Genomic DNA, 13,600 nt, shown 5'->3' on the forward strand with positions numbered 1-13,600 from the left:
TCTGACACGACGGCAAAACACCGGGAGGGCACTCTCCTCGCTCACCTGCTCACTTCCAGCCGCATGAAACGCCGCGGATGAGACGCATCCGGAACGAGATAGATGTCCTCGGCCTGCACGGCCTTGAGCGGCGTGCTCCCCTGCTCCTGCACCGTAGCTCCAACGGCCAGAACAGAGAATGCCGCTCCATTCGTGCTTCTGGCGACGGCGGTCCATGGTCCGGTCGGTGTGTCCGCGGCCACAACCGAGAGAACAAGGTCGGTCGCCGAGGTGTTGCGGTTGAAGAGTATCTTCAATTTGCCTCCGGACACGGTTACCTTCGGAGCCGCGCTTGAATCGGCAGTGTTGGGATCGGCTCCCACGGCGTATTCCAAGAGGTTCGAAAGGCCGTCGCGGTCCACGTCCACCGTATCTCCGGAAATCGCCGAATTGTTCCAGTTGATGCCGAAGTTCGACTGACGCCAGAGTTCGGTCGGCGTGTAGGGGGTAAAAGTGACGTCCAACGAGGTAGCGCTCTGCTGGAGGGAAAGCGTGCCGTAGCTGCTGAGCTGACGGCCACCGGCATCGGTGCTCACGGTGCCCAGAGCGAAGCTGCCGGATTTGCCGGTGCAACTCATCACGTTCCAAGTTCGGGTCTGCGACCAGAAGGAGTCCGTGAAATTGACGTTGCTGCCCGGGGCATTGAAGGCCAAGTCGATGAGAGCGCCGCTGGTGACACTCACCGTGCCCGCACTGACCCGGCTGGCAGCCCCGGTGGCGTTGCTGTTCACGGGTAGGGTCCAGCGCAGACGCGAACCATTGGCATAGACCAACGCTCCACCCACCGTCTGGGTGCCGGCCGGATTGCCCGGCGCGTGGATCGCCGAGGACGTGAAGGACAGGCTGCCACTCACCGTGCCACTGCCGCCGAGCGTGGCACCACCGGCCACGGTCACGGCGCTTCCCGCCGCGGTCGATCCATTCACCCGCAGCGTGCCGGTATTGACCGCGGTGGCACCGGTGTAGGTATTCGTGCCCGCGAGCACGAGCGTCCCGGAGCCGCCACCTTTCGTGAGGTAGCTGATGCCGCCGCTGGTCGTGTCGGTGATGGTGCCGGTGAAGTTGAGGGATTTCCCCGCCGCGACGTCGATCGTGGCGGCGACATTGCCGAACTTCACATTGGTAGCGCTCACGGTGGAGTCCGCGATCACGGAGAGTTTGTCCGTGGCATTGTCAAAGCGCCACGAGCCCCAGTCGGTGGCTCCGGTAGCGAGGGTGGCTAGCGTGCCTCCGTTGAGGATCACCGTGCCAACACCGACATCGCTGGTGAGCCCGCCGTTCGCTGTCAGCGTCCCCCCGGCATTCACGGTGATGGTTTTCTCCTGCGTGCCGTCCCAGCCGAACAGGCCATTGGTTCCCGCACGCAAGGTTCCGCCGCTGTTCACGGTGATGATGCCAGCGTAGCTCAGGGCACGGTCCGTTGCCGCGTTACCCGGATTCGCATAGAGAGTGCCTCCATTGACCGTCACGCTGCCCGTGAAAGGATTCGAGCCGTTCACGTTGAGTGTCGAGGTATTGCCCTTCACGATCACGCCATTCCCCGAGATCGCGCCGCGCAGGGTCTGGTCCTGCGCGCTGTTGTCGGTGAAGGTGCCGTTGATCAGGAATGGCATCCAGTGGTCGCCGTTGTTGAGGCGGCCATTGCCACTGAGCTTCATTTCCCCCCAGGTGATCTGCATCTCCGCGTTGTGGGAGTTGTTCGGGTTGGTCAGTTCAACGGTGCCGCCACCACCCACGAACAGGATGCCCATGATCGGATTGCTGTCCATCGGCGCGGTTTGCAGCGTGTTACCCGCGGCGGGGCTGTTGATGGGGCTGGCGATGGTGAGCGTGGTGCCTTGCCAGGGATTGAGAAAGCCACCGCTCGGCCCGATGCAGATGCCGCGGTTGGCGTCATCGATCGTCATCGTCTGCGTCGTTTCGAGAATGCCACGGTTCAGCTCCAGCCATGCGCCGCCGAACCAGTAGGGATTGCCGCCCAGGTTGGTCTCGCTGCTGATCCTCACGGTGCCGAAACGCCCGTCGCCGACAATGGTAGCACCGTGGTAGTTGGCGTTGTTGCCGGTGAGGGTGACCGCACCCTCGGTATACAACATCCCGTCCCACTGGTCGGTGCCCACGATATTCGCGGAGATGACCATCTCACCCCACTCGCCACGGATCTGGTTGAGGCTCGAATTTTGCACCGTGATCTGGCCCGCCAGGACTTGCTTGCTGCCGCCATCGCCGAGCGAATGGATGGTGCCTCCGTCGAGACGGAGATCGCTCACGGTGACGGTGTTCGCATCCTTCCCCGCCAGATATAAATTGCCTCCGGTGACCGTCAGCGATTTCCCGGGAAAGGTGGAGTCCGTCGTCGTCCACGGCGTAATCAGACGCATGGTGCCGGTCTCGTAATCCCGGACGGGGCTCGGCACATTGCCGAATTCCCACGCGCCGCTGGTGAAGCCGGAATTCCCCCAGCCGTCGTTCGCCCACAAGGTGGCTTTCGCGTTGTTCGGCCCCATGCGATAGTTGGCAGCCACCTTGCCATCCGCGAGCGCGATGTTCTGGATGCGGACGTCGTGGTAGTCGATGTTCGCCATGTCATCGCCGCTCCACAACGAACGTCCCAGCCAATTGTTCACGTCGTGGAGCGAGGCCGAGTGGAAGGTGACGTTCAGCGCTTTCACCAACACACCGTCCCGGAACCACTTGATGGTGCCACCGGTAGTGGTGTCCGTGAAGGTAATGGCGTAGTGGTGCATGGCACCCGCGGTAGTACCCATATTCGAGTCCGCGGTGACCACGCCCGCGCCACCGAGTTTGGCCTCGAAGCGCTGCCAATTGAGATCGGTGCCGATGCAGCCGCTGAGCATGATGTCATCGTAGGAACTCGTGCCCCCCGGCGCCGGGCTGGCAGCGGTAGGGGTGTATTCGCCCGCCGCTCCGGTGCCGTCCCCGGTCTCCGTGGTACGACCGATGTCGAGGATGCGCATCCAGTTCTTCGCGGAGAGCGGGGTGGCCCACACCTCGATGGTGAAGTTCGGCATGGCGGAAAATATTCCGTTCGGCAGGTCCACGTAGGCGGCAATGGAACTTCCCGCCACGTTCCCGGTGGTGCCTCCGGGAAGCCGCAACGCGCTGCCGGTGAAGGTGGCTCCATTGCCGCGGACAACCGCATTGCCACCGGTGCCAGCCACGACCGTGCCCGCGGGCGCCGCTCCCGCCGCTTGGTTGAACTGCCAGCGGTACTGCACGGAGCCGATGTCGCTGCCATAGACCAGCCGCTCGCGGCGGTCCGCCACCCCTTGGGCGCTCGTGCTGAGCGCATAGGTGTTGTCCCCACCTGCTCCCGCCGTTCCGCCAAGGCAACTGCCAACGCCGATCAGCCGGATGCCATTGAGCCAGATGTTGGGATTGGAATAGAAGCCGTTCGACCCTCCCGTGCAATAGTTGTGCAGCATGATGGTCTTCGGGTTCTGGACTCCGTCGCGGTGGTCCAGACCAAAGTTGTGCCCGCCAGACTCGTGCGCCGCCACGTTCATCCACCACCACTGTTGTTCGTAGCAAGAGTAGCGGCCGGGCTGCTCGGCCTGGGCCGCGGCACCGTTGTCATACATGTCTCCGATGTAGGTGACGAGGTCTGCCCCGAGATTGTCGGCCACGGCCAGCACGTCCGTGATACGAGAGTCGTAGTTTTCCATCCAGCCGATCATCGCGCCACAGTCCACCACGTTGGTGGCATCGAACGCCGATTCCTTCGTGGCGACCACGTTCTGGCGGTGGGGCGATCCGCTGTTCGCGGCAATCCCGTTTGCCCCGGCGATCTGGTTGTAGATCGCCGCGTTGGTCTGATCGGTCCCGCCCATGCCGGACCGCCAGGTGGCGCTGTAGCCGACCACGAGATCGGACACCGCTTCGGCGCGGGCCACGCCTCCCGTGCCCGCAAGGACGAGCAGGACGGCGGCAAAGGGTAGACCCAAGGATCGGAGGGACGCGGGCATGGGGCGGGAGGAAGTGGCGGGTGTTTCTTACTTCGAGCGAACAGGACCGGGCTTCGTGCCCGGGGGCCTTTGGGAAGTCAGGATGAAATCCGGAGTGCTGGTCTCCGGGGGTCTGCCATAAACATTGGGATCGATCTCCTTCACGAAGACCTCGCCCGGCTCGCGGGCATCAGCGGTGAGGTACAATCCCTCGTCCGGCGAGAGGACGTTGAACGACTCGCAACCGTTGGCGAATCCGAGCGAGACCAGGGAGTTGAAGCGGCCTTTCACTTTACCATTCACGCTGCCGCCGCTGCCGTCCGGCATCCGATGGATCTCGGTCACCTCGACCTCGACCTCGCGGCCATCGAGCCCCGGAAGGGTGAACGTCCTGAGCGGCTGGCCACGGTCGAGGAGCTGCGGCACCGTATCCTTCCGGTATACGAGCTGACGGTGCTTGATCCGGTCGTTCTCGTCCACCATGCGGAGGAACTCATCCGGATTGTGAACAAGCTTCGCGATGACCTCCGGCACCTTCGCGTCCTCGGTGGTCCACTCATGCTGCGCCGTGCGGAATGAAACCGGCAGCGGACGTAACGGGACCCCTTCCGAGCCCCGGGCTTCCTGCGGCGGATGAGCGGGCATGAAGGAAGCGGTGGATTCCTTCAAAACCACGGCAAGTGGGGATCCCGACCGGCTATGGTCACGCATGACGATCGCGGTGACGACCAGCCCGCCCGCCAGGAAGACCACACGCCAAACACGCGGTGAGAATTTGTTCATGAATTTCATGGGGCCTCTAGGTGAGCCCGTCATCCCGCATGCTGGGTAACAGGCATTGCAGGTGGATCAGCGTAATCTCGCTCTGAAACCCGACAGGACACCTCCATTTTCAGGCCCCAGGAAAGGACCGCATGGAATCGGAAGGCGTTCATTGCAAGTCGCACGCAACCCGCAGGAGAAGGATAGCTGTGCCGGACGGAAAAACCCGAACCGCCCGGACACAGCCCTCGCCAGTCCGCGACGTTTCCGCTCGCGGCTTGGTCAAGATTTGAGACTTGGTCAGCGCGGCACCGCCCCTTACTTGGTCGCCTTGAGTCGGCCGAAAAGCTTGCCGCCCACCGCATTCGATTTCGGAATGAATACCGCCACCGTATCAGGAGCGGCACCATTCTCGACCACGAAGACCGGCGCGGCGTCGACCGGACCGATGGCAACATCGGTCCAACCGGTCAAATTGGAACCGTATTGAAACGTCAGCGCCACCTCGGCTTCGGAATCGTCGGAACGGTTGAAGGTGAAAATGAAGTTGGTGGCATCGGTGGTCACGGTCGGCAGGTTCGCCGCGTCCGATGCCAACGGGTTGCCCCCGAGCACGAACTCCAACGCATTGGAGATTCCATCGTGGTCAGGATCCTCTGCCGCACCGCGGTTCGACACGCTGAGTCCCTTCAGGTCGGCCCAATCCGAATAGGTCAACGCTCCACCGGCTGAAGTCACGCTCACCACTCCAGCGGTCCCAGCGAAGCGGACGTTGTCGATGTGGGTCGCACCCGAACCTGAGGCGCCCCAGGTGCCGGAGGCCTGAGCGACACCGTCGAAGTACAACTTGTCCACGACCTCGGAGCCGCTGGGTTCCACCACGCCGCCACCGTTGATGGAAAGTTTCCCTGTATCGGAGAGGGAAGATCCATTCACACCGAGGGTACCGCCATTGACCGTCGTGTTGCCATTGTAGCCGTTCGCTCCCGTCAGGGTGAGCTTGCCCGCGCCGTTCTTGACGAGGCCTCCATCGGTCGCCGCGTCGCCACCGACATCGCTGTGCAGCAGCGGCTGGGCGATGGTCACATCATAGCCGTTGGTGTCGATGATCGCACCACCGTCCCGGACGTTGGCGCGCTGGCTTGCTCCACCGAGATTGAGGAAATTCGGCTCGTTGGTGTTGGCAGCCTTCAGCGTGCCACCGTTGAAGTTGAACACGGCGGTGCCGTTGTCGCTGCCTGTGACCACCGCGCGGATCGTCAGAACCCCGCCATTGAGATTGAAGGTATTGTTCGCGCTGGCTCCCCCGCCCCAGTTCAGATCGAGATCGCCCGAGGTCAGGGTGCCGGTCTGGTTGCCGCTGTAGGACGTGATGGCCCCCGCATTGAGGTTCACCACGCTGGTGCCGGTGCTCCCGCCGGTGCTGAAGCGCAGGTCGGTGTTGGCATTGAGATTGAGGGTGCCACTGACGTTCAGGGTGCCCGGAATGGTGTCGTATTGGTTGACGATGACCCAGCGTTCGGTGGTGGTGGCCACGTTCACCACGCCGCCCGATGCGATGTTCATGGTGCCGAACGCGCCGTTTGTCCCGCTGCCCGCATAGGCGAGCGTGACATCTCCCTCGGAGTTCACAATGCCGCCGCCGTTCACATTGATGGTGCCCTTCACCACGTCCGTGGCCGCGCCCGCTCCGCAGTTCGCGACTGCCGCGACGTTCGCCGTGGCATTGGCGATGCTCACCGTGCCGGTGCCGACCCAGCGGCAGGTGGTGAGATAGGTGGCGTTCAAGGTGCCGCCGGTCATGTTGAGCGTGCCGGTGCCCCCGAACGATCCCACCCACACCTCGCCCGCCGCATTGATGGTGCCGTTCTGGAGATTGAGCGTGCCGGTGCCGAGGTTCGCCCCGAAGTCACCGACGCCGAGATTGATCGAAGCATAGCCGCTGCCGCCGAAAATATAGCCGTAAGCCGCGGTCGAGGTGGCGGTCAATATGCCACTGGTATTGACGGTGACCGTGCCATTTCCGCCCGGAACGTAGTATCCGCCCCCCACGTGCAATTTGCCCACCGTGATACTCGCATCACCGGTGAGATTGTAGGTACCGGTGCCGCCCCCGCGGCCGACGAACATCCAGTTCCCGGAGGCGTTCACCACGGCAAGGGATAGCGCGCCGCTGGATTGATCAAAGCGACCGGAGTTTCCCGTGCCGTCCCCCAGCACGAGGTCCACCGGCGTGAAAGCGGAGCTCGCCCCCAGGGTTGGAAAGTTACCGGTCGCGGTGTTGATGAAGAAATTTCCGGTCGGATTCGCCGGATCGGAACTCCAATTCGCGGCGTTGTTCCAGTCCTGGCTGGTGTCACCCACCCAGGTGGCATCCGCCCGGGCGGATTGGGTGGACAGTCCGGCCACAGACAGCGCGATCGTGAGCGCGGGCAAGGTGGCCGAGGCGAAGGGCTTTGATTTCAGATTCATGCAATGCAGCAGGTTTTTTGAGGATACATCCCGGACATTCACCAATCCCCCCCGAAGCGGGGTTCATCGATCCGATCCAATCCTGTCCGAGAAGCGGAATTCCTCCCCAAAACCCGACATTTCACTTTCACCCTTCCCCTGCCCGTAAGTGTAGCCGACACCCACCCTATCAAGGAGAATGCCGGCCACTACATTGCATCGTACCCGGGAAAGCCTCGGGGATGCCCTGCGAATGAAGCTCCCCTCACATTAGAAGAGCGGTAAACCATCCGGAAACCCGACAGATTTGAATGGCAGAAATTACGGCACCGAACGGGCGATCAAACTCACGGGCCCAAGGTCCGCCTGGCTTCATCCAGAAACTGGGCCGCATTGAGCCAATCCAGCCACAGGCCATTCGGGCCAATCAGCGGCAGCTCCCCCTCCAGGACAGTCTCGATTGGCTCCTGGGCGAGCCCCACGAGGGCCCGGGCACCAGTCCGGTTCGCCCGGTGGCTCTCAATCATCGCGGTGATGCAGCGCACGGAAGCCACCCGCGCCTCGTTGACGTCCGGGAAGTTCAAACACCGGCTCATCCACACCGAGGCCCGTTCATCATCCCCTTCCCGGAAAGCCTTCAGTCCGATGGCAAAACAAAACCACGCCGAAAGCCGCTGGTCGTGGATCACCCAACCGTTGGGATCGTTCACCGAGATCTCGGCCAACGCGACCATCTCATCGAGTTTCCGCAGCAGCGATGCGGGCGCGGGTTTCAGCAGGGAGGCCTTGAGTACCTGTTCGGCCACCTGGGGATGGCGAGTGCCGGAAAACCGCTGGATCGCGAACTCCCGGATCTTCTCATACCCCGCTTCGTTTCCCGCGTAACAGAGCGCGGAAGTGGCGGGCAGGAGGTCGAAGGAAATGTGGTTGCTGTCCGCGTCATCGACGTTGGCGAAGGCGTGGACCGAGGAGCTATAACGGTCCGCCGCACGATCATACCGCTTCGCCAGGACGTGCCACTCCGCGAGACGCCGGTAGCAATCGGCCGCCTCCAGCGACACCGGCGTGCGGTCCACGGGCACGGAGGCCAGCAGGCGATCCGCTTCCTCCAGGTTGCCGCGCCCGATCTGCACCGCGGCATGGGCCACGCTTTCGCGGTATTCCGCGGCTTCGCGCAGGAACTGCTCGTTGACGCGGGCCTCCTCCGCGATCCGGTGCTGCCGCGAAAGCTCATCCAGCGCACGCTTTTCCCTCAGGAACAAGACCGTGGAAACGCCGAAGCCTGCGAGCAGGCAAATGGCCGCGGCGCACCCCGCGGCGAAAACCATCTTGTTCCTGCGGATCAGCTTGCCGAGCCAGTAGCGGCGCGTTGGAGCGCGGGCCGAGACCGGCTCATCATCGAGATACCGCAGGACGTCGATCGCCAGGCCGTTCGCCGTGTCGTAGCGGCGTGTGCGCTCCTTGGCCATCGCCTTCATGATGACCCAATCGAGATCCCCCAGGCCGCTGTTCTCCACGACCAAGGAAGGCAAGGGTGGTTCCTCGTCCCGCAGGATGCGGCGGGTCTCCTCCATTCCGGCCTCGGTGAGGCGCTTCGCCGCGAAGGGCGGGCGCCCCGTCACCAGTTCGTAGAGCAGCACACCCAGGCTGTAGACATCGCTGCGGGTGTCCACGTCCGTTCCGCCCGCGGCCTGCTCGGGACTCATGTAGGCGGGCGTTCCGATCATCTGGTCCAGCTTGGTGAACGTCGCATCCTCACCGGGGCCGCCGGTGGTTGCTTTCGCAATTCCGAAGTCGATCACCTTCGGCACCATCGCGCCGTCATGTCGGTGGACGAGAACGTTGGACGGCTTGATGTCGCGATGGATCACCCCTTTCTGATGCGCGTGCTGGATGGCCTGGCAAACCTGCACGAACAGACGCAGGCGTTCCGGCAGCTCCAGCCCCGCCCCGCAGAAGTCGGTGATCCTTTCTCCATCCACCAGCTCCATCACGAAGTAGGGACGCCCGGCAGCCGTCGCACCGGCATCGAACACCCGCGCGATGTTCGGATGATCCATCATCGCCAGCGCCTGGCGCTCCGCATTGAAGCGGGCGATGACATGCTCCGTGTCCATGCCCACCCGGATGACCTTTAGCGCCACCTTCCGCCTCACGGGTTCCTGTTGCTCGGCGAGGTAGACCACACCGCAGCCGCCCGCACCGATGCGCTCGATCAAGCGGTAGCGCCCGATGCTGGCACCGAGGCCTTCGTCCTCCGAACGCCCGCCCTCGGCCCTTACCTCCGGCTGGAGATCGAAGAAGGACTCCGCCGCGTCGTTAAGGCGAAGCAGATCCTCCAGATCGCGGCGGCCGCGCGCGTCGTCCTTGCACACGTGGTCCAGGAACAACTTCCGCTCCTCAGGCCGGGAAAATCCGGTCGCGGCAGCGAAGAGCAATTTTTCGACATCCGGATCCATGGTCAGCCCTCGTCGCGGATCAACTGGAGCAGGCGCGCCCGGGCAAAGGCCCACTGGCGCTCGATCGTCCGCTCGGTGACGCCATCCATTTCCGCGATCTCCTTGTTGGTGAGTCCGCCGAAAAACTTGAGCGTGATGACACGCGCGCTCTCGGGATCACGCTGCTCCAGCTTGTCCATCATCTCGTCCACCAGCAGCACCCGCTCGTCGAGCGTCGGCATTTCCACATCGAAATCCTCGATGTCCACCTCCGCCCTCTTCCCCCCGCGCTTCTGGCTCGATTTCGCGCGGGCGCGGTCCACCAGGATACGCCGCATCGCCAATGCCGCGGTGCGGAAAAAATGCGTCCGGTCCTTCCACAGCGCTTCGTCATCCTCGGACACCCGCAACCATGCCTCGTGGACCAATGCGGTCGGTTGCAGCGTTTGCCCGGGGGCTTCCGTGGATAACTTGGAAGCGGCCAAGGCCCTCAGCTCATCGTAGACCAACGGCAGCAATTCGGACGAGACGCCTGCGCCATGCTGGCTCGCGGATTCGAGGATACGCCTGATTTCGTTCACGTTCCGGGCAAGGGTGTACTGTCAAGGATCGCACGCCGCGGGATGCACCACAAGAAGCATCCGGACCACGCCGTGCGGCATGGGGTGGCTATCACGAACGCCGGAAACAAAGGACGATGGCAAACATAAAGTGACAGGAGCCCACTGTCGTCGTTCACATCCATTGATTGCATGAAACATCGGCCTTGCATGCTGGTGCATTTACCGCGGCCGATGACTCCCATGTCCACCCGCGGTGGCGGGTAGCGGCATGCGTGATGTCATACCCAATCTTTTGATCACGCCTGTCGGGTTTCGGGAGGCAGATCCGCTTCTAACGAGAGGGGCTTTTGCATGGGCCCCTCGGAATCCCGCTCCCGCCTCCATCTCCATCCACGCTGGCGATGGAGGCGCGGCCAGCGGGAAGACTGAAACCCAAACCAAACCTACCCGGGCCCCATCCCGTGAACGCCAGGCGCGATCGCGGGAGCGGGAGCCTCATGGGCAGTGATACCCCATGAACAAAACGAAACCGATTGTCTCTGCCGCGATCGTCTCCACTGGAGTGCTGTTGTTCGCGCTGTTTCATCCCACCGCGGAGCGTGCCCCTTCGGGCGACCACGCGGTTGCCAAAATCCAGACCGACCTCGTGCCCGCGAGGGATACCACCATTCCTCCATCCGGCCCGATCGGCGCCAAGAACTCCCCCGCCCGCCATGTACCGGATCGCGAGTTGTTCGGCAGCTCATGGCCGAATCCGGGGCGTGAACCCCTGGCCGCGTTCGCCGCGTGGACACACCGGTATCTCGAAGCCGATCCCATCGTCCGCGCCACGATGATCGACGAGGGCCGCAAGCTCGCGAATGCACGCCGCGTGGAAATGCGTCGCCTCATCACCACCGATCCGCGAGAGGCGATCGCGAGCACCCCGCCGGCAATCGTCCGCCAACAATTGCCCGCCGAGATCCAGAACCTCCTGGAGGACCGCGTTTCGAACCGAGGCGATGTCTTCCGCGTCATGGGACTCGCCCAGCCGGACAGCGACCACGTGGTGCCCACCATCGAGCAGGCGCGCATCGGATCGACCACCTTCGAGGCGTACCGCTATGGTGACCGGGCCCTAACGCCCTCCCTGAAGGACGTCTCCATCCACGGCATCGCGCTCGATGGACAGCTCGCCATCCTCGACAGCCCCGTGCGGAAACTGGAACCCGGCGAAACCGCGGCGGAAACCACCGACACCTGCGTGATCACCGGCGGCACTCCCGTGGTGCCGGATGCGACGGAGAAGAAGGATGTCGAGACCACCACGATGCTCGTGGGCAACCACGGCTACACGATGTGCTGCCCGTTCTGCGCCGAGGATTTCGAGACACGCATGGAACGCCTCGAACGCCAGCAGATGTCCGCCATGCAGGCCGTTTCCGCCATCACCGCGGATGCGAACGCGCCACGGTCGCTATCCTCCAGCGGAGTCAACGGCAGCGCCGACTATCCCGGCAAGCCACCCTACGGCCTCACCCATGGCACCAACACCATGATCATGATGCGGGTCGATTTCCCCGACCACACCGGCAACCGCTTCAGCGAGGCGGAGCTGCGGGGCAACGTGGACGACTGGGGCGGCGTGGACTACATGGTGAACCGGTTCTCCTACGGCACCTCGCGCGTGGCCTCGCCCACCGTCACCCCGGTGCTGCGCATGCCGCATGACACCGCCTACTACAACAACGGCCCCTACTGGGGAGACATCCTCAACGACGCGCGCGCCGCGGCCTTCGCCCAAGGCTACAATCCGGACGCCTTCTCATGCCGGGTCATCATCCATGACGTGGTGCTGAAGGACGCCGGTGCCGCCGGCTGGGGCGGTGGCGGCGCGATCTGGTGCAACAACAACGTGGACAAGCGCCTGCTCATCCATGAGTACGGCCATGTCTTCTGGCTGCCGCACGCGAACTCATGGCAATCCAGCGACGGCAATCCGCTATCCGACAACCGCTGGCACGTGGAATACGGCGATGCCAGCGATCCGATGGGCAACGCCTGGGGCACGAATCCATTCAGCGACTTCAACGCCTACTACAAGAACCTCCTCGGCTGGCTGCCGGACAGCGCCGTGGTGCCCGTGACCCACTCCGGCACCTACCGCATCAACCAGTTCGACGGCTGGGGCGACTGGACCAAGCCCGTGGTGCTGAAGATCACCCGCGACAACGGTCTCGACCTCTGGGTCATGTTCCGCGGCGATGGCGTGCCGCAGGGCAATTTCAACACCGGTGCCTACATCGTGGGTGTCAATGGCGAGCGCTTCGGCGATTCCCACGTGATCGACTTGAACGATCCTTCCGGGGACACGGGCAACGCGCCGCTCGCCCAAGGTCAAACATGGACGGACGCGGTCTCCGGCATCTCCATCACCACCGCGGGCCGGATGATGACCGACTGGCCGCACCACATGTATGTGAAGGTCGATCTCGGCTCCACCTACACGCAGGGCTACCGCGCGCTGGTGAACGGTGGCGTGTATGCCTTCCGGAACAAGAGCTTCAACCAGTATCTCACCGTGCCGGGCAACAGTTCGTCCGACGGAGTGGAACCGGCCATCGCCACCTACACCGGCAACGCCGAACAGCAGTGGGTGGTCCAGCGCAACAGCGACGGCACCTACAGTTTCAACCACAAAGGCACCCCGTGCTTCCTGGATGTGAACAACAACGGCCAGAACAACTACGACGAGATCCTGCAATGGACCTGGCACGGCGCGGACAACCAGCGCTGGGACGTGCTCAACTCCTGGGACGGCTACCTGAAACTGCGCCACCGGGGTACCAACCAGGTGCTCACCGCGGACACCGGCGGAGGCAACTATGGCGACGTCATCCAGTACGATGACTTCTCCGGTGACGAGGAGAAGTGGGAGCCCTACCTGGTCGGGATCAACGACGGCACCTACCGGCTGATCCCCCGCCATGCCCAGACCCGGACGCTGGCCCTGCGCAACCGCAGCACCAACTCCGGCACCCAGGTGGAACAGCAGTTCTGGGCCGGTGGCGACTGGCAACGCTGGACGATGCTGGCCGTGGGCGGCGGACAATTCCGCATCCATCCCAAGGGCCAACCCGGTGTCACCCTCGCCATCGCGGGCGGCAACACCGCCGACGGCGCGAAGGCCGTGCTGGAGCCCTACACCGGCGCGAACTCCCAGAAGTTCTCCTTCACCCCCACCGCCATGGGCTTCGTGCGGCTCACTCCCGCGCACGCCCCGGCGATGTGCCTCGATGTCACGGGCACCGGCAGCGGCGCTGGCGTGGATATCCAGCAATCGACCTACACCGGCGCCAACAACCAGCAGTGGCGCTTCATCGACTCCGACCTCTGAACACCC

6 protein-coding genes are annotated in these 13,600 nt (G+C 63.6%); 1 reads left to right on the plus strand and 5 read right to left on the minus strand.

Annotation, left to right across the window (positions count from 1 at the left end):
• Positions 1-41 precede the first annotated feature (41 nt).
• The 5 genes from llg_RS20370 to llg_RS20390 form a co-directional block, all read right to left on the minus strand.
• Positions 42-4,025, minus strand: a complete 3,984-nt coding sequence (locus llg_RS20370) for an autotransporter-associated beta strand repeat-containing protein (RefSeq protein WP_338286876.1) — start codon at positions 4,023-4,025, stop codon at positions 42-44.
• A 27-nt stretch (positions 4,026-4,052) separates the two neighbouring features.
• Complete coding sequence (locus llg_RS20375; RefSeq protein WP_338286877.1) at positions 4,053-4,649, minus strand: hypothetical protein; 597 nt, start codon at positions 4,647-4,649, stop codon at positions 4,053-4,055.
• Positions 4,650-5,084: 435 nt separating this feature from the next.
• Complete coding sequence (locus llg_RS20380) at positions 5,085-7,238, minus strand: autotransporter-associated beta strand repeat-containing protein (RefSeq protein ID WP_338286879.1); 2,154 nt, start codon at positions 7,236-7,238, stop codon at positions 5,085-5,087.
• Between the two features lie 326 nt (positions 7,239-7,564).
• Positions 7,565-9,676, minus strand: coding sequence for a serine/threonine-protein kinase (locus llg_RS20385; protein WP_338286880.1), 2,112 nt, complete (start codon positions 9,674-9,676; stop codon positions 7,565-7,567).
• Positions 9,677-9,678: 2 nt separating this feature from the next.
• Complete coding sequence (locus llg_RS20390; RefSeq protein ID WP_338286881.1) at positions 9,679-10,236, minus strand: ECF-type sigma factor; 558 nt, start codon at positions 10,234-10,236, stop codon at positions 9,679-9,681.
• Between the two features lie 496 nt (positions 10,237-10,732).
• On the opposite strand from llg_RS20390, the gene llg_RS20395 reads away from it, so the two are divergent.
• The gene (locus llg_RS20395) at positions 10,733-13,594 is read left to right on the plus strand and encodes an RICIN domain-containing protein (RefSeq protein WP_338286882.1); all 2,862 of its coding nucleotides are present in this window, start codon (positions 10,733-10,735) and stop codon (positions 13,592-13,594) included.
• Positions 13,595-13,600: the final 6 nt, after the last annotated feature.

The organism is Luteolibacter sp. LG18, from assembly GCF_036322585.1.
Taxonomy (GTDB): domain Bacteria; phylum Verrucomicrobiota; class Verrucomicrobiia; order Verrucomicrobiales; family Akkermansiaceae; genus Luteolibacter.